This is a genomic window from Vibrio sp. 10N.286.49.E11 (genome assembly GCF_041469505.1).
GTDB classification, from domain to species: Bacteria; Pseudomonadota; Gammaproteobacteria; order Enterobacterales; family Vibrionaceae; genus Vibrio; species Vibrio crassostreae_C.
In genome coordinates this window covers 34,939-56,926 of record NZ_JBFRKQ010000068.1, presented here as the reverse complement: position 1 = coordinate 56,926, position 21,988 = coordinate 34,939, and the positions used below count along the sequence as shown (strand labels likewise).

Below are 21,988 nucleotides of genomic sequence, written 5' to 3'. Positions count from 1 at the left end.
AACGTAAAGCTCTAGTCTATGCCAAGAATACGTTTTACTGGCTTAAAGCTCTTTCGGTAATGCTCGGTTACACCATGTTTTTCAATCGCTTCGAAATGCGCTTTGGTCGGGTAACCTTTATGCTTAGCAAAACCAAACTCTGGATGCAGTTTGTCGAGTTCTTCCATCTCTTGGTCGCGAACCACTTTAGCGATAATAGACGCCGCACTGATCTCTGCTACTCGTAAATCGCCCTTTACAATAGCCAGACCGTCCATTGGAAGTTGAGGAACACGGTTACCATCGATCAGTGCCATGTCAGGCTGAACGCTCAACCCAGCGATAGCGCGCTGCATGGCGACCATGGTTGCCTGCAGGATGTTCAACTCATCAATTTCTTGTGGTGAACAACGACCAACCGACCACGCCAATGCTTTCTCTTTAATTTCAGGAAGCAGAGCAAGGCGCTTTTTCTCAGACAGTTTTTTTGAATCGTTTAAGCCTTCGATTGGGTTGTTTGGATCGAGGATAACCGCAGCAGTCACCACGTCGCCAACCAAAGGGCCACGTCCTACTTCATCCACGCCAGCAAACAGCTGGTAGCCTTGCGGGTATTCAAATGGAGGAAGCTCTTTTTTCTCTTTTACTGCCATAACTAATCTCTTAATATTCTGTAAGTAAGCGCTTTATGCTTCAACAAAAGGTCGGTCAATCAATTTCAATACTGCGTTAGCGGCTTGTTTGTCTGCGTCTTTACGGATCCAGTGATGCATCTCGGTAAAGCGTTCGATCAAGGCACTGTTATCGGCTGATAGCATTTTATCGACAGACGGGAACAAAAAGTCTGGGTGGCACTCTTCAAGAATATGCTCTTTCACGATCTCTTCACCAGCCAAAATATTCGGCAGTGACACAAACTCAGTGATCGCCAATTTCTTAACAATGTAACCCGTCAGCTTATTTACTTTGTAACCAACCACCATAGGGCGTTTAAGCAACATACATTCAAGAGCCACGGTACCTGAAGCCAAGAGCACAGAATCAGCGGCGGTAATCACGTTGGTTGCCGTATCTTCGACTAACGTGAATTCAAGCTCAGGTGCGGTCGATTGCCAGATTTCAGTAAACTGCTTTTTACGCTGTTCGTTAACGAGCGCAACAACAAAATTGATATCCGGATACTTCTGCTTGATACGTTGGCAAGTTTCGATAAATGGTTGAGCAATCAAACCCATCTCACCACCACGACTACCCGGCAATACAGCTAACCATTGCTTGTCTTGATCTAAGCCTAACAGCTCACGTGCATCTTGTTTGCTTGGTTCTAAAGGAATAGCATCAGCTAACGTGTGACCAACAAATTCACAGGCAACGTTGTATTTATCATAAAACGCTTTCTCAAATGGCAGGAAGGCCAAAACCAAGTCGGTTGCTTTGTCGATTTTAAAGATACGTTTAGGACGCCAAGCCCACACGGAAGGGCTCACGTAATGAACCGTTTTAATGCCGGCGTTCTTAAGATCGAGTTCAAGTCTTAGGTTGAAGTCAGGCGCATCGATACCCACAAACACATCTGGCGGGTTTTGAGTGAAATACTTTACCAGCTCTGCTTTCACTTTTAATAAGCGAGGTAAACGGCCAAGTACTTCAACTAAGCCCATGACAGCCAGCTCTTCCATCTCGAAAAGAGACTCACAACCAAGCGCCTTCATTTTTGGTCCGCCAATACCCACGAATTCAGCGTTCGGGTACTGCGATTTGATTGCTTTGATAAAACCTTCGCCAAGCGTGTCACCAGAGAGTTCTCCGACAACGATGCCTACGCGCAGTGGTTCATTCGAAACAAAGTCCGTGCTGTTGGTTGCTGTTTCTTGCTGTGCCATAGTTTTCCAATTCCCTTCTTGCCTAAAACAAAAAAGATCGCCTAATGATTAGCGATCTTTTTGTTATACCAATCTGATTAAGTAATTATTGTCATACTTACGCGGATTGGTACATAACCACATCGAGTATTAACGAATAATACCGCGCTCAGAGTTCTCTAGCATTTCAAGCATAGGAACTACCGAAGTAAACTCTTTTGCCATTTCCACTAAAGCCGCTTTCGCTTCTTCAAGTGTTTTACCTGAACGGTATAGCTCTTTGTACGCTTTCTGTAGTGCACGAATTTCAGGTTTCTCAAATCCGTTACGCTTCAAGCCTACTAGGTTAAGGCCGAATGGAGCCGCGTGGTTACCCTGTGCAAGCACGTACGGCAGTACATCTTGAACAACTGCAGAACAGCCACCAATGTATGCGTAAGCACCAATTGAGCAGAATGGGTGAATCGCAGAAAGTGCCATAACACCAGCGTAGTCGCCAACCGTTACATGACCGCCAAGAATAGCGTTGTTACCAATGTGAGTGTGGTTACCAACAATAACATCGTGCGCTACGTGAGCATTAACACAAAGTAAGTTGTCATCACCAATCACTGTGGTTGCTTTGTCTTGAACCGTACCACGATGGATTTGAACCGCTTCACGAATTACGTTGCGATCACCGATCACAACTGTTGTGTCTTCGCCGCCGTATTTCTTATCTTGGTTTTCTTCACCGATAACAGCGTGTGGGAAGATACGGTTTTCTTTACCAATGGTTGTGTGACCTTTGATCACAACGTGCGACATCACTTCAGTGTCGTCTCCAATGGTCACGTTACCAGCAATGTAAGTGAAAGGCCCAACCGTCACGTTAGCACCGATAGTTACATCACCTTCGATTACTGCTGCCGGGTGAATTTTCGCTGTTTCATGAATCATATTAAAACTCTCTACGAGCACATTTAAGTTCAGCTGAACATACAACGTCGCCATCAACTTTCGCTACACCGTTGAACGATGCAATACCACGACGCTCTTTTAAGAATTCAACTTCAATAACCAGTTGGTCACCAGGTACTACTGGCTTACGGAATTTTGCTTTATCAACACTTGCAAAGTAGTAAAGCTCGTTGCCAGAAGGCGCACCAAAAGATTTAAATGCTAGAAGGCCTGTTGCTTGTGCCATTGCTTCTAAGATCAACACGCCTGGGAATACAGGAAGTTGTGGGAAGTGGCCTGTGAACTGAGGTTCGTTAACAGAGACATTCTTAATCGCAGTCAGTGTTTTTTCTTTTTCAAAGCTAGTCACACGATCAACCATTAAGAATGGGTAGCGATGAGGTAATAGTTCCTGAATTTCAGTAATGTTCATCGTTGTCTGTTCAGTAGTCAAAGTCGTATTCCTATATATATTCTTTATTTAATTAGAAGGATTATAAACGAAAAAGACTCGCTGTACGCGAGCCTTTTATTAGAAATGCTGGAATTATGATTCCGCGCTCTTCTCGATAAGTTTTTCAACGGTTTTCAAACGCTTGTTCATTTCATCAATTCGATGAACACGCGTTGCTGTTTTACGCCAATCTTTATTTGGCTGTAAAGGAATACCTGAAGAGTACATGCCTTTCTCAGTGATGCTGCGCATTACCATCCCCATACCGGTGATTGTAACGCCATCAACGATTTCAATGTGACCATTAATCACACTGCCGCCACCAATAATACAGTACTTACCTATCGTCGTGCTGCCTGCGATGATAGTACCACCCGCAAGAGCAGAACCATATCCGATGTGAACATTGTGAGCAATTTGAAGTTGGTTATCTAAGATAACGTTATCTTCAATGATTGTGTCATCTAATGCACCACGGTCAATGGTAGTACACGCGCCGATTTCTACGCGGTTACCAATGCGAACAGAACCCACTTGCGGGATCTTAACCCACTCACCTTTCTCGTTCGCATAGCCAAAGCCATCAGAGCCAATAACAGTACTTGATTGGATCAGACATGCTTCACCTATCACAACTTCATGGTAAACACTTACGTTAGCCCACAGCTTTGTGCCTGTGCCAATTTTTGTATTTTTACCAATAAAGCAACCAGCACCGATGATCACATCGTCACTAAGTACTACACCAGACTCAATCACTGCGTTGGCACCAATAGACACATTTTGTCCAATGATTGCATCGCTAGAGATTGAAGCAGAATCAGCAATAGCCGCTGCGGGAGCAGGAGTAGTATCAAGCGCTTGAGCAACCTTAGCAAAAGCAACGTAAGGGTCACTAACCACAATCACGTTAGTCTTACACAGTTCGCGCTCACTCTCTTTAACCATAATAGCGGATGCTTTACAGTCACCTAGGTGCTTGCTGTACTTCACGTTAGAAAGGAACGTAATGTTACCTTCTTGCGCTTTATCCATCGGAGCGACTGCTGAAACGGTAATCGTACCATCTCCGTGTAGCTCTCCCCCGGTAATCGTTGCCAATTCGGCTAAAGTCAGATTCTTCATAAAACTTATTTCAGTGCTTTAATTACTTTCTCAGAGATGTTGTATTCTGGCTTGCCGTATTGCAGAGCTTGAATATCAACGATCATGTCGTAGCCTTCTTTCTCTGCAACTTTCGTTACAGCATCTTGAATCACTTTGAATAGCTTCTGCTTCTCTTGTGCTTCACGACGTTGGCTTGCTTTTTCTAGTGCTTGAGCTTTGATTTTGTACTTGCTGTCTAGTTGGCCTACTTCGATACGTAGCTTCTCAACTTCGTCAGGACCTAGTAGCTCGCCATCACGCTTAAGCTTTTCAATCTTCGTTTTAGCTTCAGCTTGAATGCTCTGTAGCTCAGCTGCTTTGTCTTTGAACTCTTCCTGCATTTTTTGAAGAACAACTTCACGCTGAGGTAGAGCCTGGAATACTTGTGCAGTGTTTACATAACCCACTTTTTGCGCAGCTTCAGCAGCTGTTGCAAAGAAAGAAGAGCTAAGAACTACAAGGCCTAAACCTGCTGCTTTAATCATATTTTTCAAAATATTGTCCTTTAAATATTAGAAAGTTCTACCAATGGTGAATGTGAAGAATTCCTCATCATCACCTTCGTAAACTTTAATTGGTTTCGCTAGAGAGAAAACCAGTGGGCCCATCGGTGACATCCATTGAAGGGCTGCACCATAAGATGAACGGTAATTTGTTGGATCAGAGTAATCGTAGTAGTACTGGCCACCACTATTCGGTGCACCACGGTCTACGAACTCTGTGTCCCACACACTTGCCATGTCGAAGAAGACACTGGTACGAATCTGGCTACGCGCTTCATCAGAAGCAAACGGTGTTGGTACAATTAACTCTAAGCTTGCCAAAGCAACCGCGTTACCACCTACTGAATCATCAGTAGCGGTATCATAGGTTGGGTTGTTACCTGTGCTGCTTCCGTAAACGGCTTTCGGGCCAGCTGAGTTAGAACCAAAGCCACGTAGGGTTGTAAAACCACCTGCGTAGTAGTTCTCGTAGAATGGGAACAAGTTATCGTTACCATCTGTTTGACCATAACCATTACCATAGCCTAATCGGCCACGCATCAATAGTGTGAACTCATGCTTTTTGGTCAGCGGGATGTAATGTTTTACATCGTACTGCATTTTGAAGTACTGAGCATCAGAGCCTGGTACCGTCATTTTAGCGAAAGCACGTTGGTGGTTACCCTCAGTTGGGAAGAAACCACGGTTCAAATTGTTACGCGTCCATGAAATATTGATATCGAAGTCATCGGTTAAGATGTGCTCGTCACCGTATTGGTCGATACTTCTCGCGAACTGTTCAACTTGGATATAAGTCGGTACGTTACCGATCTTGTTGTGCGTATAGCCCACACCAAACTCGATACGGTTCAGCTCATCCATAGGGAAGCCCCATGTTAGGCTGGTACCGTAACTTTGGTTGGTATAGTCGACGATGCCCGCTTCAGAGGCTTCAAATTCGTTGTAGAAGATCTTACCGCCTAAGCTCACACCATCAAGGTTCCAGTATGGGTCACGGTAGTCTAAGCTCACGTTCTTTTGGTAATCATTCATCATGGCACTTACGCCAACACGGTTACCTGAACCTGCAAAGTTATCTTGTTGCAAACCAACTTGGAAACTAACACCTGATTCAGTACCGTAGCCAACACCAAAGTTGATACTGCCTGAGTTCGCTTCCTTAACGTTGTAAACCAAATCAACTTGGTCTTCACTGCCAGGAACACGCACTGTTTGTACATCAACCGTTTCAAAGAAACCTAAACGGTTAAGACGGCTCTTACCGGTATCAATGGACTTAGAGTTAAGCCAGCTGCCTTCCATTTGACGCATTTCACGACGCAGTACTTCGTCTTTCGTTGAGTTGTTACCCGTGAATCGAATATCACGAACATAGATACGGCTGCCCGCTTCTACATTGATAACCAACGACACTTCTTTGGTCTCATCGTCAAATTCAGGAATCGTGCGAACTTGTGGGTACGCGTAGCCAGATTCACCAAGAATTCGTTTTACGTTCTCTTCCAAAGACGTTACCGAAGAACCGTTGTACGTATCGCCGTCTTCGAATGGCACTAACGCTTCGAAGTCAGCCTCACGACCGATTAATTCACCACGGAAAGAGACATCTTTAACGGTGTAGGCTTCGCCTTCATCGAGGCCAAGCGTGATGTAAACACCTTTTTTGTCTGGAGAGATCGCCACCTGCGTAGAGTCAACCTTAAACTTAAGGTAACCACGGTCAAGGTAGTAAGATTTCAGCGCTTCGATATCACCGGCTAATACTTGCTTTTGGTATTTTTCATCCGCAAGGAAATTCCACCATGCAACATCAACATTCAGATTGAAACGACTAAGCAGTTCAGAGTCAGAGAAGACTTCATTACCGATAAAGTTGATTTGCTGAATCTTAGCGGATACGCCCTCAGTAAACACAAACTTAAGGTCAGAACGGTTACGTGGCAGAGGTGTCACAACCGCTTTTACTGTCGCGTTGTACTTACCAACACTGTAGTAAAAATCTTCAAGGCCTTTTTCAATGTTACTCAGCGTAGTACGGTCAAGGGCTTCACCTTCACGAACACCAGACGCATCTAGGTTCTGCTGAAGCTGTTCTTCTTTAATCGCTTTATTACCAGAGAATGAGATGCTTGCGATGGTCGGTCGTTCTTGAACTTGAACAATCAATACACCTTCATCACGAAGTACTTTAACGTCCTCAAAGTTGCCCGAAGCATACAATGCACGAATGATCTCAGACACATCGCTTTCATCCACTTCATCGCCAATACGTACTGGCATTTTCAGTAGAGCTGCACCAAGTGCAACACGCTGTAAACCTTCGATCTTGATATCTTGAACTACAAAGTTTTGTGCTCCGTTCGCAGCCACACTAGTGGCCAATAGACTTGCGAACAGAATTTGCTTAATCGCCATACTTATTCTAATTATTCCTTGCTACTACCAATGCCTGTGAGAAACCATTCACAGACGAGTAAAATCGTTAAATATTGCCAGAGCCATCAATGAGAAGAGGATTGCCCCTCCCACTCTGTATCCCATTTCCTGAACTTTCTCAGGTACCGGTTTACGAGTAACGGCCTCAATAGCGAAAAACAGCAAATGTCCGCCATCAAGCATAGGCAGCGGAACCAAATTAATAATCCCTAAGTTAACACTAATCAGAGCCAAAAAGCCCAAGAAGTAAACCAGACCATAATCGGCGGTTGTACCTGCACCTTTAGCGATTGAAATAGGGCCACTCAAGTTGTTTAAGCCAACATCACCAACGATGAGCTTCTTAAGCATTGTCAGTGTCAATCCAATGATTTGACCTGTTTTATCAAATGCTTTTCCTACAGACTCAATTACACCAAATTGTAACTCAAAGCGATAATCTTCTGGCCATTCTGCGACTTCCGGAGCAATACCTGCATAGCCGATTGTCGAACCATCAGAAAGCTCTCGACTTTTTGGTGTCATAACCAATGACTGCTCGGCACCATTTCGCAATACGACCAAGTCCAATGATGTCATTGGATTAGCACGAATTAACTCAACAACCGACTGCCACTGTTCAATAGGTTGCCCGTTAATCTCAACAATTTTATCGCCAGCTTCAAGACCTGCATCGTATGCAGCGCCATCATCAATGATTTGAGCCAGTACGGTCGATATCTCTGGAGAATACGGCCTAAAGCCCAGCGTTGTCATTGCAGATTCAGTTTCTGGGTTGAACGACCAGTCTGAAATATCCAATGTCATTTGTTGCTCAAAGCCGATGTCGTCTTGAGAAGCAACCGTCACTGTCATGGATTGATCACCAATGTGCGATATCAACCCCATATTGACTGATTCCCAATCTGCGGTTTTGATTCCTGAAATAGATTTAAGTTCCATTCCAGTTTCAATTCCGGCTTGTGCAGCAATAGATTGTGGAGTGACTTCACCAATCACGGGCTTAACCGCGGGTACGCCAATCAAAAATACTAACCAATACGCGAACACCGCAAAGATAAAGTTGAATGCAGGGCCTGCACCCACAATCGCCGTTCGTTTCCAAAGCGGCTTCTTGTCGAAAGCGTATTGCTGTTGATCTTCAGAAAGATCGTCAACACGACCATCGAGCATCTTAACGTAGCCGCCCAGTGGAATCACTGACAAGCTGTATTCAGTACCATCACGGCCCACTTTACTCCAGATTGATTTACCAAAACCAATCGAGAATTTTTCAACTTTCACACCACAACGACGAGCGACCCAGAAGTGTCCAAACTCATGGACAGCGACCAGAATACCAAGCGCTACAATAAAGGATGCGAAGTTCCACAGAATTCCACTCATGCTAGCTGCTCTTTAATAAATTGAATGGCTATTTGACGAGACATATTATCGAGCTCGAGAAGGCTTTCCAAGCTATCTAAGCCCTCAGAGTTATGTTGTTCACATACTTTGCTCATAACGTGTTCGTTAATGACAGCAATATCGGTAAACTTCACCTGATTGTTCAAGAAAGCATCGACCGCGATCTCGTTTGCTGCATTAATGGCTGTTGTCGCATGCTGACCTAAGTAGCACGCTTCAATCGCTAACCTCAAACACGGGTAACGACTGAAATCTGGTTCTAAGAAGGTAAGCTCACCCACTTTAGTAAAGTCTAAAGGCTTAACACCCGCCTCGGTACGATTAGGGTAAGACATCGTCAAAGCGATTGGCGTTGCCATATCTGGTTCGCCCATTTGAGCAAGCACAGAGCCATCCTTGTACTGAACCATCGAGTGAATCACAGACTGCGGGTGAATGATGACCTTTAACTGCTCCTGAGAAGCATTAAATAGCCATTTCGCTTCAATGTACTCTAGCCCTTTATTCATCATAGTCGCAGAATCGACAGAGATCTTAGGCCCCATAGACCAGTTAGGGTGTGCAATTGCGCGTTCAGGAGTCACTGATTCGAGTTCAGCCACATCGGTATAACGGAAAGGACCACCAGAACCAGTCAAAAGAATATGGTTGATACCGTTCTCTTCTAAATCACAACGACCTAGGTTAGTTTGTACGCTTTGAGGTAAACATTGAAAGATAGCATTATGTTCACTATCGACTGGAAGTAGTTCTGCACCGTACTTTGCTACCGCATCAATAAACAACTGCCCAGACATCACCAAAGCTTCTTTGTTTGCAAGCAAGATACGCTTGCCCGCTTTAACCGCAGACATAGTAGGAAGTAAACCAGCGGCACCAACAATCGCGGCCATTACCGTGTCCACTTCCTCTAGAGAAGCAACCTGACACATGCCTTCAGTGCCTGAAAGTACTTTTACGTTAGGGTAACTCACGGACAACACTTCAGTCAGTTGAGACGCTGCATCAGAGCAAGCCATAGCAACATAGCTTGGTTGCCACTTTTCAACTAACGCCAGCATCTTTTCAACATTCGAGCCTGCAGCCAGTGCAACCACTGAATAGAGATCTGGGTTTTGCTCAACGACTTTTAGTGTACTTGCACCAATTGAGCCGGTAGCGCCAAGGATAGTTAGATTTCGCATCACATATGACCGTAGAAATGTAATAAAGGGCAGAATCACTGCCCTTTTTTATTAGAATGCTAAATAAAGCAGAGCAAAGACAGGGAATGCAGCCGTTAAGCTATCTATTCTATCTAGTATACCACCATGACCAGGAATCAGATTACTGCTGTCTTTCACCCCAGAAACACGCTTAAACATGCTTTCAACAAGGTCACCTAGAACAGAAATAACAACGGTCACAAGGGTAATAACAATCATGTGAAGTGGGCTTGTGAATTGGATGTCAAACAAGTCAGCAAAGATCCAAGCCACGATCACCGCAGTAATAATGCCACCGATAAGACCTTCAATCGTCTTATTAGGGCTTACCGCTGGTGCCATTTTACGCTTACCAAAACTCTTTCCTGAAAAGTATGCGCCGCTATCTGCAGCCCAAACAAGCAAGCAAACAAACATCACCAGTTTAGCACCGTGGTAAGGATCAGCATCGATACCGTTAGCACGCAGGATAACCACACTCCAGAAGAATGGCAGCAGAGTCAGCACACCAAAGGCGTGACGAAGAAGAGAAGAGTCTTTCCATGCAGGCATAGACTTAGGATAAGTCACCGCCATGCCACTCGCGATTACCCACCAAATCGAGCCAATCGTTAGAATGGCGTAGTGAGCAGTAGACAAGTTATTAAGGCTAAATGCATCAAAAGGGATAAAAGCAAAACTTGCAGCACTTACCACAACCGTTGGAATCAACGCTAAATAACGCGATTTGCTTTCAACAAACTGAGTCCACTCCCAAAAACCCAATAGCGAGATTACCGCTAGTGAAAGAATAAATGTAGGAAGTGATAACTCGAAAATACCTAGAATAACTAGGGGAGCTAAAATCAACGCCGTAATAATTCGTTGTTTCAAACCAAAAAATCCTTATTAACTGTCCATCAGAGCTTTAATTTGCTCACCGGTGCATCCAAAACGACGCTCACGGTTAACAAACCAAGTCACAGCTTCTACTAAGCTGTCTTCATTAAAGTCTGGCCAGAATTGTTCAGTGAAATACATTTCGGCGTAAGCCAACTGCCAAAGCATAAAATTACTAATGCGGCATTCGCCACTGGTACGGATAAGTAGATCGACTTCAGGAATATCTGCCATTGTCAGGTGCTGTGTAATCATAGCTTCATCAATGTCATCTACATTAATATCACCAGACTTTACCTGTTGAGCAATAGAGGTCATTGCTTGTTGAATATCCCACTTACCGCCGTAGTTAGCTGCAATATTAATAACCATACCCGTATTGGTGCTAGTCAAAGCTTCCGCTTCTTCTATCTTCTTTTGTAGTCGATCATTGAAACGACTTTTATCACCAATAACACGAAGTTGTAGATTATTTTTATGAAGCTTTTTAACTTCACTCGACAGCACTGAAATAAACAGTTCCATTAAGATACCGACTTCTTCTTCAGGACGACGCCAGTTTTCGCTACTAAATGCAAAAAGAGTAACGGCTTTAATGCCAAGTCTGGCTGCAGAAGAGATAGTTTTACGAACGGCTTGAACACCGTTTTTATGGCCAAAGACGCGAGGCTTGCCCTGAGCTTTTGCCCAGCGACCATTACCATCCATAATGATAGCAATGTGTTTAGGAAGAGAGTCTGTGAACGCTTGAGAATTATGCATAAAAGAGTGAATCAAATTCTAATAGTCGAACAGAGTAGCATAAAAAAACGCTGCACCGTGAGTACAGCGTTTTTCCGGAAAGAAAAGAATATGGAAAATTAAACTTCCATCAACTCTTTTTCTTTAACAGCTAGAACTTCGTCTACGTTCTTAACCGCAGCGTCAGTTAGCTTTTGAATTTCGTCTTGTGCTTTACGATCTTCATCTTCAGAGATTTCTTTATCTTTAAGAAGTGCTTTTAGATCGCCATTCGCGTCACGACGGATGTTACGGATAGCAACACGGCCACCTTCAGCTTCGCCACGAACGATTTTAACTAGGTCTTTACGACGCTCTTCCGTTAGCGGTGGAAGTGGAACACGGATAACCGTACCAGCAGACATAGGGTTTAGGCCTAGGTCAGATGTCAGGATTGCTTTTTCAACTAGAGGAGTCAGTGTTTTATCAAACACTGTAATAGCTAGTGTACGTGCATCTTCAGCGATAACGTTAGCTACTTGAGTCAAAGGCGTTGGAGCACCGTAGTACTCAACAGTAAGACCAGAAAGTAGGCTCGGGTGCGCACGGCCTGTACGAATCTTTTGCAGGCTGTTTTTTAGTGCATCAACACTTTTTACCATGCGCTCTTGAGCGTCTTTTTTGATTTCGTTAATCACAATTTCACCTTGATTATGTTCTTTCTTCAAGAAAGCTTTTTATTTGGAGTGATAAGGATAAGCTTACCAAGGTACAACACCTCAGTAAGCCCGAAAAATTAGTCAGCGTCGCTGATTAATGTACCTTCAGTTTCACCCATAACCACGCGACGTAGTGCGCCTGGTTTATTCATGTTAAATACACGGATTGGCATTTTGTGATCACGTGCTAGCGTAAATGCAGCCAAGTCCATTACTTTAAGTTCTTTATCAAGAACCGTGTTGTAAGACAACGTATCATACAACTCTGCGTCTGGGTTTGCTACAGGGTCAGAAGTAAATACACCATCTACTTTTGTCGCTTTTAGAACTACGTCAGCTTCGATTTCGATACCACGTAGACATGCAGCAGAATCCGTAGTGAAGAATGGGTTACCCGTACCAGCAGAGAAGATCACAACGCGACCTTGACGTAGTTGGCTGATTGCATCTGCCCAGTTGTAGTCGTCACACACACCTTTAAGAGGGATTGCAGACATTACACGTGCGTTTACGTAAGCACGGTGAAGAGCGTCACGCATTGCAAGGCCGTTCATTACCGTTGCAAGCATACCCATGTGGTCACCAACAACGCGGTTCATGCCAGCTTCAGCAAGACCAGCACCACGGAACAAGTTACCGCCACCGATAACAACACCAACTTGAACGCCTAGTTCAACCAATTCTTTTACTTCTTGAGCCATACGATCAAGGATCGTTGGGTCAATACCAAAACCTTCTTCGCCTTGTAGCGCTTCACCGCTAAGTTTTAACAGAATACGTTGATACACTGGTTTAGGGTTCGTAGTCATGGAGTTTACCTTCCAAAGAGTTGATGATTAACAGTCATGGATAAAAACTGAGTAAGTCAGTTTGCATTCATAACCACTAACGTTGCCTTCAAAAATAGTTCACTATTCATAAAAAGACCGCAGCATTTGCCACGGTCTTTTTTCAAACAATACGCTAAGGATTAACCTTTTTGTACCGCTGCAACTTCGTCAGCGAAGCTCATTTCAGCAGCTTTCTCGATACCTTCACCAACTTCTAGACGTACGAAGTTAGATACTGCAGCGCCTTTTTCTTTAAGGATTTCGCCAACAGTTTTCTTAGGTTCCATGATGAAAGCTTGACCAGTTAGAGAGATTTCGCCCGTGAATTTCTTCATACGGCCGATAACCATTTTCTCAGCGATCTCTTGAGGCTTGCCTTCGTTCATAGCGATTTCAACTTGAACTTCTTTCTCTTTAGCAACTACGTCTGCTGGTACGTCTTCTGGGTTAACAAACTCAGGACGAGAAGCAGCAACGTGCATAGCAACGTGCTTAAGAGTTTCAGCTTCGCCTTCACCAGCTACAACAACACCGATTTTCTCACCGTGACGGTAAGAAGCTAGTGCAGCACCTTCAACGTAAGCTACGCGACGGATGTTGATGTTTTCGCCGATTTTAGCAACTAGAGCAACGCGAGTTTCTTCGAACTGTGCTTGTAGCTCTTCTACAGAAGCTTTAGAAGCTACTGCTGCAGCTGCAACTTCTTCTGCAAACGCAGTGAAGCTAGCATCTTTTGCTACGAAGTCAGTTTGGCAGTTAACTTCAAGAAGAACAGCTACACCGTTCTCTTCTTTGATGATGATTGCGCCTTCAGCAGCAACGTTACCAGCTTTCTTAGCTGCTTTCGCTGCGCCAGATTTACGCATGTTTTCAATTGCTAGTTCGATGTCAGCGTTTGCTTCTACAAGCGCTTTCTTACATTCCATCATGCCAGCGCCAGTGCGCTCGCGAAGTTCTTTAACTAGAGCAGCAGTTACAGTTGCCATTCTCTATTCCTCGGTTGATTCGAAAATAAGGTAAAAATCAGGGGCCAAAATGAGGCCCCCAATCTAACTATAACTTAGCTTACATTTAATAAAGATTTCAAAATCTATATTAGCTAAGCCAAGCGTGATTCAGAGCCGCTATTATTCAGCTTCTACAAAACCATCTTTTTCAGCAGCTACAGCAGCAACGTCTTTGTTACGACCTTCTTTAACCGCGTCTGCAGCAGCGTTTAGGTAAAGCTGTACTGCACGGATTGCATCGTCGTTACCTGGGATAACGAAGTCAACGCCGTCTGGGTTAGAGTTAGTATCAACTACAGCGTAAACTGGGATACCTAGGTTGTTTGCTTCTTTAACTGCGATGTGTTCGTGATCAGCATCGATTACGAATAGAGCGTCTGGTAGGCCGCCCATGTTCTTGATACCACCAAGAGACTTCTCTAGCTTCTCCATTTCACGAGTGCGCATTAGAGCTTCTTTCTTAGTTAGCTTGTCGAAAGTACCGTCTTGAGCTTGCGCTTCAAGTTCTTTCAGACGCTTGATAGACTGACGAACAGTTTTGTAGTTCGTTAGCATACCGCCTAACCAGCGGTTGTTAACGTAGAACTGGTTGCTGTTTACAGCAGCTTCTTTAACAGCTTCAGATGCAGCGCGCTTAGTACCAACGAAAAGAACTTTACCTTTCTTCTCACCAACTTTAGCGATTTCTGCTAGAGCTTCGTTGAACATTGGTACAGTTTTTTCTAGGTTGATGATATGTACTTTGTTACGAGCACCAAAGATGAATGGCTTCATTTTTGGGTTCCAGTAACGAGTTTGGTGACCGAAGTGAACACCAGCTTTAAGCATATCGCGCATTGATACAGTTGCCATTTTAAAATCCTCTATGGGGTTAGGCCTCCACATCCCCCATGAATCCGACCCCTAACAACTAACCACTTTTCAGCCGTTATCTGTGTTGTTGAGGCACCCCGGAACATGTGTCGGAATGTGTGTGATTTAAAGAAATAAGTTAGTGGACATAAAGCTTGTTTCGCCAATTGGAGAAAACAGTCCTGATGTCCGGCGCGCTTTATACCATATTTTGTCTATCTATGGCTAGAAAAAATTCTAAAAATGGCGACTGCTATACTGATCCCTATCGGCGAATTTCACCTATAAATAGTGTCGCTATTCATTCACTTCTGTCTCAATAAATTGATCACGATTCACTCACGTTGAGCAGTATCCACCAGCAATGTATGGGCATGGTAATGTTGCGCTAAATTGCTGCACTGATAGAATAGCCCCAATATGCACACTTAGGTGCTACCAAATTAAGAGATATGCAATGGCTGTAAAAATTAAAACTGCTGAAGAAATTGAAAAAATGCGCGTCGCCGGCAAGCTGGCCGCTGACATTATTGAGATGATCGAACCTCACATCCAAGTGGGTACCACGACGGAAGAGCTCAATACGCTTTGTCATGAGTACGCTCTAGAAAGAGGTGCATACTCTGCGCCACTCGATTACCACGGTTTCCCTAAGTCTATCTGTACGTCTATCAATCATATTGTGTGTCACGGCATTCCCGCGTCACAAGACGAGACAGGTAGCACAGGTCAATTCAAACCTGCGGTACTCAAAGATGGCGACATTCTGAACGTTGATATCACAGTTATCATCCCTGATGACGCAAATGCCGATCTTAGTACTCGCCCTCAAGGCTACCACGGTGACACCTCTAAGATGTTCCTAGTGGGTGAGGTTTCACCTGCAAACAAGCGTCTGTGCATGGTTGCTCAAGAAGCACTTTACGAAGGCATGCGCCAAGTTAAGCCAGGTGTTCAACTTGGTCAAATCGGTACTGCTATCGAGAAGTACATCAAAACAAACAACAAGAACAACCCACGCGCTAAGTTCTCTATTGTTAAAGATTACTGTGGTCACGGCATTGGTTCTGAATTCCACGAAGATCCACAAGTAGTTCACTACAAGAACAGCGATCGCACCGTGCTAAAAGCAGGCATGTGCTTCACTATCGAGCCAATGATCAACGCGGGTAAGTTTGGCTGTCGTCTTGATGACGAAGATAGCTGGACAGTATACACAGCAGACAGCAAGAACTCGGCTCAATGGGAGCACACTCTGGTTGTAACTGATACTGGTTGTGAAGTACTAACACTGCGCAGCGATGATACAATCCCACGTATCATGAAGAACGCTTAGTTCACCGAACTGAGCGCATCAGCCTTTTAAAAATATCCTCGCATTGTCGAGGATATTTTTTATCCACTCAATTTCGATTTTCCATCAGCTTCTGTTAAATTGTTTACTATTCTCATTTGCTTGCACGGATAGCAGACTATGCCTTATCAATGCCCTCTTACGTTCAATGACGAACAAATTGAAATCTGCGAATTAAAAAATCAGCTCGAGATCTTCACGCAGTATCAAAAAAATGAATTTCTGAACCACCATCCCGTCACCGATTTGGTTCTACTGCGCTCCGAATACATGGATTTACTTCTCAATCGTTTGTGGGAAAATTTCGGATTCAACAAACTGCCTCATATTTCACTTGTCGCAGTGGGTGGTTATGGTCGTGGCGAACTGCATCCTTTGTCTGACATTGATATTCTCATTGTCTCGCAAAAAACACTACCACCAGCTCTTGGTGAAAAGGTCAGTCAATTCATTACTCTACTTTGGGATTTAAAGCTCGAAGTTGGCCATGCTGTGCGAACTATTACTGAGTGTCTCGATATCGGCACCGATGATTTAACCGTCGCGACCAACCTACAAGAGTCGCGATTGTTATGTGGTAGTGAAGACACTTTCCAAGAACTAAAACTGAAGATTCATTCCGATTCATTTTGGCCAAGTGAGACGTTTTACAAAGCCAAGATTCAAGAACAGAGAGAGCGTCATGCTCGCTACCACGACACCACCTATAATTTAGAACCGGACATCAAATCGACTCCGGGAGGGCTCAGAGACATCCATACCCTGAGCTGGGTTGCGCGTCGCCACTTCGGCGCGACCTCTTTGTTAGAGATGAGCAAATACGGCTTTCTGACCGATGCTGAATATCGTGAGCTCGTTGAGTGCCAAGATTTTTTATGGCGTGTTCGCTTTGCATTGCATATTGAACTGCGCCGTTACGACAACCGTTTAACGTTCGCGCATCAAGCTCAAGTCGCTGAACATCTGGGTTATACGGGTGAAGGAAACCGTGGTGTTGAGATGATGATGAAAGAGTTCTACCGAACCCTTCGTCGTGTTGCTGAACTGAATAAGATGCTGCTTAAGCTGTTCGATCAAGCGATCATCAATGGCGGTCAAACCCAAGACGCTGAAATTCTCGATAGTGATTTCCAACGTCGAGGTTCGTTGATCGAAGCGCGCAAGCCTGCCCTATTCCAAGCAAGACCAGAAACCATTCTCGATATGTTCATCCATATCGCCAATGACTCGACTATCGAAGGGGTAAGTCCACCAACATTGCGACAACTGCGTACGGCACGCCGTCGATTGAACCGATTCCTGCATACCATTCCTGAAGCTCGTGACAAGTTCATGGATCTAGTTCGCCACCCTAATGCCCTGCACAAAGCCTTTAGCTTAATGCACAAATTGGGCGTGCTCTCTGCGTACTTACCGCAGTGGAGCCAGATCGTTGGTCAGATGCAGTTTGACCTATTCCATGTTTACACCGTGGATGAGCACAGTATCCGCCTGCTCAAGCACATCAACCGCTTTGGTCAAATCGAAAACCACGATAAGCACCCTATCTGCTGTGAAGTCTATCCTCGAGTACAGAAGAAAGAGTTGCTGATCCTTGCCGCTATCTTCCATGACATCGGCAAAGGCCGCGGCGGAGACCACTCTGAGATAGGTGCGGTTGAGGCTTACTCTTTCTGTATTGAACACGGGCTATCGAAGCCTGAAGCCAAACAAGTCGCGTGGTTGGTACAAAATCACCTATTGATGTCAGTAACGGCTCAACGTCGTGATATCTACGACCCAGATGTGATCACCGAATTCGCCAAAAAAGTGCGTGATGAAGAATCACTCGAGCTACTGGTTTGTTTAACCGTTGCCGATATCTGTGCGACTAACCCTGAGCTATGGAACAGTTGGAAACGAACCCTGTTAGCTGAGCTGTTCCACTCAACGCAGCGAGCACTGCGCCGCGGCTTGGAAAACCCTGTCGATGTCAGAGACCGTATTCGTCACAACCAACAAATGGCATCAGCACTGCTGCGTAAAGAAGGCTTCACCGCTCGTGAGATTGAAGTGTTGTGGCAACGCTTTAAGGCCGATTATTTCTTGCGTCACACACATAAACAAATCGCTTGGCACTGTGAGCACTTACTTCGCCTAGAAGACCCAAGCCAACCGTTAGTGCTGATCAGTAAGAAAGCGACGCGCGGTGGCACAGAAGTGTTCGTTTATTGTAAAGACCAAGCAGCACTGTTTGCGACCGTGGTTGCCGAACTCGACAGACGTAACTTTAACGTTCATGACGCGCAGGTCATGGTTAGCAAAGATGGTCATGTTTTGGATACCTTTATCGTACTAGACCAGCACGGCGAAGCGATTGATGAAGCAAGACACAAAGCCGTTGCTAAACATCTGACTCATGTATTGACTGATGGCCGCCCGACTAAGATTAAGACGCGTCGCACGCCACGTAACTTGCAACACTTTAAGGTCAAAACCTTAGTTGAGTTCCTACCAACCAAGAGCAAGAAACGTACCTTGATGGAGTTAAGAGCTCTTGATACACCAGGGTTGTTGGCTCAAGTCGGTGCAACCTTTGCAGAATTAGACATTAACTTGCACGGTGCGAAAATCACCACCATAGGTGAGAGAGCTGAAGATTTGTTTATTCTGACCAGTGACGCGGGAGGAAGACTGTCTGAAGAACAGGAACAAGCGCTAAGAGAAAGGTTAACTGAGCATGTTTCAGAACTCGCACCTTAGAAAGCTAATTTAGTGCTAGAAGTAAGTTATTACTAGGAAACAAGTTTAGCTCTAGGAATAGCTTTAATAGCCAAATAAGTGTGGGCAAAGATAGAGAGCGATCTTGCCCACAACTTACAATCAATTCACAGATATCAACTATCTAGCTCGTCGTTAGGCTGCTACATTGATCAAGTCAATTACATAAAAGTATTACATTCATAACCTAGAGGTCGCTTATGTATCCAAACCTCACTGGCTTAGGTATCCACGAACCTAAACAGATTGAACGTTACTCCCTTCGCCAAGAAGCTCATAAAGATATCCTGAAGATTTACTTTCGTAAGCAGAAAGGTGAACTGTTCGCGAAAAGCGTTAAGTTTAAGTACCCACGACAAGTAAAAAGTGTGCTTGTTAGCGGTGGCAATAATCAATACAAAGAAGTGACTGAGATTAACCGCAACCTCACTCTTGTGATTGATGAGCTCAATAAGATCACCAAACCGACGCCAACCGCTGAGGTCGATGTGAAGCAGAAGATCCTTACCGACTTACGCCACTTAGAGAAGGTTGTATCAAGTAAGATCTCAGAGATCGAAGCCGATCTAGAAAAACTGAAATGATCCCGCGATGAGCGACTAACTAACATTAGTTTTACCGCTAAGATTGCATAGACACAAAAAGGGCTGATATCACTATCAGCCCTTTATTTTTATTCTATTTTCTATGTTTACTAGACGCCTGGTCTTTACTTAGACGACCGTACTTCAGCATTCACCAAGCTGGTATCCCACTCAAAGGTTTCAAACAACCTTAGCCACGTTTCATCTAGGCTGGCCTTCATTACTAATTCTTTCTTTGTAAAAGGATGAATGAAACGCAACTCAGAAGCGTGCAACAACAAACGGTGCGAATCTAAATCATCGCGGAACAGTCGGTTGTGCTTACCATCACCATGTGAAGTATCGCCAACGATTGGATGTCTTAGATGAGCCATGTGACGACGCAGCTGATGTTTACGTCCTGTCTTAGGCATCATCTCAACTAAGCAATAACGACTAGTAGGAAAACGGCCTGTTGAATACGGCACTTCGACTTTCGCTAACGGCTCGTAAACGGTGACAGCTTCTTGTGGTTCTTTATCTTCTTTTGCAAACTTGTCTGCGATCTTATCCAACTCGACCTTGAGTGCATAATCGAGCGTGTCGCCCTCTTCTATCCAACCACGAACAATCGCATGATAGGTTTTTTGCATCTCATGGTTAGCGAACATCGGCATCACCTGTGAAGCAACCTCGCTCGACAACGCAAACACCAACACACCAGATGTCGGTCTGTCTAAGCGATGCAATGGAAATACATGCTGACCAATTTGATCTCGCAGTGTCTGCATAACAAATTGAGTCTCGTGTTTATCGAGCCATGAGCGGTGTACTAGCATGCCGGCTGGCTTATTCACCGCGACAAAGTACTCATCTTGATAAATGATCTCTAACATTACGCACACACCTCATCAATACTCTGAATCGTCACTAGCAGTTCAGCTTTATCTGCCTCATTTTTCCATACTTCACCAAAATAAGGATGAATCGCAAAGCCTCTCGGTAGGCTCATTTGTGCATCCATCATTGCGTTGATCTTTACGATAAAGATCCACTGCAACCACTCTTCTGGCTGTAGCGAGTCAATCGCAAAAGGCTCAACGCTCGCCAGAGCTTCATCCGAAGGTGAAACATCGCTCCATAGGGAACATTGGCGCATTTGTTGTTCTAATTGTTGAAGTAAAAGAGGTAACTTTGTGGCTGTTGTCATTTTTCACCAAGTTATTTATCTAGTGACCTTGAAATTGGGGCATAGAGTACCATCTATTTAGGAAAGAAAGTTAGGAGCTTTATTACTATGGAAACCATTCACACGCTCACTCAGTTGCTAAAGAATAGCGGTTGCCAATATGATATCTACGATCTAGGTCGTCGTATCCAAAAGATCGACAACAACCTATTCTCTGATGTTGAGCAGGGGAAACAGCCGTACCCATTTCCACTGCAGAAACAAGCTCACTTAGCGATTAGCTACTGGAACGAACACAAGCAACCTTGGATTTGGTTCCTAAAATTTAAACTGGATGAAAGAGGCCTATTGCATCAAGGAGATGTGGGTAACTTCCTAAAGTTTGTTATTGAAGCAATGGGCACTCGTTTGAACGGCGAGATCACCGAAGCGCAACAACAAAAGCTGTCTAACAACCCATATACCTTCAAGCCTTCTGAAGACAAGATGGCCGTGTTCCATAGCCAAGTAAGATCAGGTTTAGATCTTGCGACGAGCCAATACTACGAACACGCTCAACATTACTTCACAGGTGAACTCGGTTGGGACAACTGGAAAACGGTTGGCTTGCAGGGTATCACAGATATGTGTGCTCGCTTAGGCAGCCAGCAAAACGGTGTCACTATTCGTAAGGCTCTTCATAAACTGCCATCAGAGCCTCTTTATGCAACACTAGGAGCGCTTGAGCATACGCAAATCAATGACAAGCTAGCTCAACGCTTGCAAGAGATGGCAGAGAATGAAATCTCAAGTAAAGAACCGGATCTGTTTTTACTTTCAGCATTAGTTCGTGCCCTTTCAGGTGCAGAGCAAAATACAACGAATGCTGTGATTACCCAAGTTTTGGCTAGCCCACGTTTAAGTCATCAAGAAGTATTAATTGGTTTAGCTGGTCGAAGTTGGAGTGCCCTACAAGATCCAACTATTGCTGAGCAATTTTTGCTGCGTCTCGCACAAACAGGTAATCAAAACCTATTCAATCAGCTATTTGCAGATTTAGTGATGATTCCGACACTAAGAATGGTATTTTTACCATTGTTGAACTCGAATCCATCACCAGAGCTTGCTAATGCATTGGTTGAATTGCAACAAGCAACTAAAGCTCAACAGTAGACTAACTAAAGAGTAGATCTACTCAATAGCTC

At 44.4% G+C, this 21,988-nt stretch carries 21 protein-coding genes; 4 read left to right on the top strand and 17 right to left on the bottom strand.

Features of this window, described 5'->3' with window-relative positions:
• Positions 1 to 11 precede the first annotated feature (11 nt).
• From rnhB to rpsB, 15 genes are all read right to left on the bottom strand, one after another.
• Positions 12 to 632, bottom strand: a complete 621-nt coding sequence (gene rnhB, locus AB4167_RS16175) for a ribonuclease HII (RefSeq protein ID WP_017069379.1) — start codon at positions 630 to 632, stop codon at positions 12 to 14.
• 33 nt (positions 633 to 665) lie between these two features.
• Complete coding sequence (gene lpxB, locus AB4167_RS16170) at positions 666 to 1,862, bottom strand: lipid-A-disaccharide synthase (RefSeq protein WP_017069380.1); 1,197 nt, start codon at positions 1,860 to 1,862, stop codon at positions 666 to 668.
• Positions 1,863 to 1,991: 129 nt separating this feature from the next.
• Entirely contained in the window at positions 1,992 to 2,780 is a 789-nt protein-coding gene (gene lpxA, locus AB4167_RS16165) for an acyl-ACP--UDP-N-acetylglucosamine O-acyltransferase (RefSeq protein ID WP_017069381.1), read from the bottom strand.
• A gap of 1 nt (position 2,781) precedes the next feature.
• Positions 2,782 to 3,234, bottom strand: a complete 453-nt coding sequence (gene fabZ, locus AB4167_RS16160) for a 3-hydroxyacyl-ACP dehydratase FabZ (RefSeq protein WP_048661224.1) — start codon at positions 3,232 to 3,234, stop codon at positions 2,782 to 2,784.
• 93 nt (positions 3,235 to 3,327) lie between these two features.
• On the bottom strand, positions 3,328 to 4,359 hold the full coding sequence (gene lpxD / locus AB4167_RS16155; protein WP_372136751.1) for a UDP-3-O-(3-hydroxymyristoyl)glucosamine N-acyltransferase: 1,032 nt from the start codon (positions 4,357 to 4,359) through the stop codon (positions 3,328 to 3,330).
• 5 nt (positions 4,360 to 4,364) lie between these two features.
• A complete protein-coding gene (locus AB4167_RS16150) occupies positions 4,365 to 4,865 on the bottom strand; it encodes an OmpH family outer membrane protein (protein WP_017056311.1) in 501 nt (166 codons plus the stop codon).
• Between the two features lie 27 nt (positions 4,866 to 4,892).
• Complete coding sequence (gene bamA, locus AB4167_RS16145; RefSeq protein WP_017069384.1) at positions 4,893 to 7,298, bottom strand: outer membrane protein assembly factor BamA; 2,406 nt, start codon at positions 7,296 to 7,298, stop codon at positions 4,893 to 4,895.
• Positions 7,299 to 7,346: 48 nt separating this feature from the next.
• Positions 7,347 to 8,705 carry a sigma E protease regulator RseP gene (gene rseP, locus AB4167_RS16140; protein WP_017060736.1) on the bottom strand — a complete coding sequence of 453 codons (1,359 nt, stop codon included), beginning with the start codon at positions 8,703 to 8,705 and terminating at the stop codon, positions 7,347 to 7,349.
• Positions 8,702 to 9,910, bottom strand: a complete 1,209-nt coding sequence (ispC, locus tag AB4167_RS16135; protein ID WP_017066402.1) for a 1-deoxy-D-xylulose-5-phosphate reductoisomerase — start codon at positions 9,908 to 9,910, stop codon at positions 8,702 to 8,704. The genes rseP and ispC overlap by 4 nt, the downstream gene beginning before the upstream one ends.
• A 51-nt stretch (positions 9,911 to 9,961) precedes the next feature.
• Positions 9,962 to 10,804, bottom strand: a complete 843-nt coding sequence (locus AB4167_RS16130; protein WP_048612218.1) for a phosphatidate cytidylyltransferase — start codon at positions 10,802 to 10,804, stop codon at positions 9,962 to 9,964.
• Positions 10,805 to 10,819: 15 nt separating this feature from the next.
• Positions 10,820 to 11,572: an isoprenyl transferase gene (locus AB4167_RS16125; RefSeq protein ID WP_017063364.1), complete on the bottom strand. Its 753-nt coding sequence runs from the start codon at positions 11,570 to 11,572 to the stop codon at positions 10,820 to 10,822.
• A 98-nt stretch (positions 11,573 to 11,670) separates the two neighbouring features.
• Positions 11,671 to 12,228, bottom strand: a complete 558-nt coding sequence (gene frr / locus AB4167_RS16120) for a ribosome recycling factor (protein WP_017060741.1) — start codon at positions 12,226 to 12,228, stop codon at positions 11,671 to 11,673.
• Positions 12,229 to 12,326: 98 nt separating this feature from the next.
• The gene (pyrH, locus tag AB4167_RS16115) at positions 12,327 to 13,058 is read right to left on the bottom strand and encodes a UMP kinase (protein WP_017060742.1); all 732 of its coding nucleotides are present in this window, start codon (positions 13,056 to 13,058) and stop codon (positions 12,327 to 12,329) included.
• Between the two features lie 161 nt (positions 13,059 to 13,219).
• Positions 13,220 to 14,065: a translation elongation factor Ts gene (gene tsf, locus AB4167_RS16110; RefSeq protein ID WP_017063361.1), complete on the bottom strand. Its 846-nt coding sequence runs from the start codon at positions 14,063 to 14,065 to the stop codon at positions 13,220 to 13,222.
• 141 nt (positions 14,066 to 14,206) lie between these two features.
• Entirely contained in the window at positions 14,207 to 14,938 is a 732-nt protein-coding gene (gene rpsB, locus AB4167_RS16105) for a 30S ribosomal protein S2 (protein WP_032546326.1), read from the bottom strand.
• A gap of 457 nt (positions 14,939 to 15,395) precedes the next feature.
• On the opposite strand from rpsB, the gene map reads away from it, so the two are divergent.
• From map to AB4167_RS16090, 3 genes are all read left to right on the top strand, one after another.
• Positions 15,396 to 16,274 (top strand): type I methionyl aminopeptidase, encoded by an 879-nt coding sequence (gene map, locus AB4167_RS16100; RefSeq protein WP_017060743.1) that lies wholly within the window; start codon positions 15,396 to 15,398, stop codon positions 16,272 to 16,274.
• Between the two features lie 138 nt (positions 16,275 to 16,412).
• Complete coding sequence (gene glnD / locus AB4167_RS16095; protein WP_372112407.1) at positions 16,413 to 19,034, top strand: bifunctional uridylyltransferase/uridylyl-removing protein GlnD; 2,622 nt, start codon at positions 16,413 to 16,415, stop codon at positions 19,032 to 19,034.
• Between the two features lie 218 nt (positions 19,035 to 19,252).
• Positions 19,253 to 19,636 carry a DUF3461 family protein gene (locus AB4167_RS16090; protein WP_102533637.1) on the top strand — a complete coding sequence of 128 codons (384 nt, stop codon included), beginning with the start codon at positions 19,253 to 19,255 and terminating at the stop codon, positions 19,634 to 19,636.
• A 125-nt stretch (positions 19,637 to 19,761) separates the two neighbouring features.
• On the opposite strand, the gene truC is transcribed toward AB4167_RS16090, so the two are convergent.
• Entirely contained in the window at positions 19,762 to 20,511 is a 750-nt protein-coding gene (gene truC / locus AB4167_RS16085) for a tRNA pseudouridine(65) synthase TruC (protein WP_004734355.1), read from the bottom strand.
• On the bottom strand, positions 20,511 to 20,825 hold the full coding sequence (locus AB4167_RS16080; protein WP_102533635.1) for a YqcC family protein: 315 nt from the start codon (positions 20,823 to 20,825) through the stop codon (positions 20,511 to 20,513). Before AB4167_RS16080 ends, truC begins: the two co-directional genes overlap by 1 nt.
• Before the next feature lie 87 nt (positions 20,826 to 20,912).
• On the opposite strand from AB4167_RS16080, the gene AB4167_RS16075 reads away from it, so the two are divergent.
• Positions 20,913 to 21,956, top strand: a complete 1,044-nt coding sequence (locus tag AB4167_RS16075) for a DUF3549 family protein (RefSeq protein ID WP_372136750.1) — start codon at positions 20,913 to 20,915, stop codon at positions 21,954 to 21,956.
• The last annotated feature ends 32 nt before the right edge of the window (positions 21,957 to 21,988 follow it).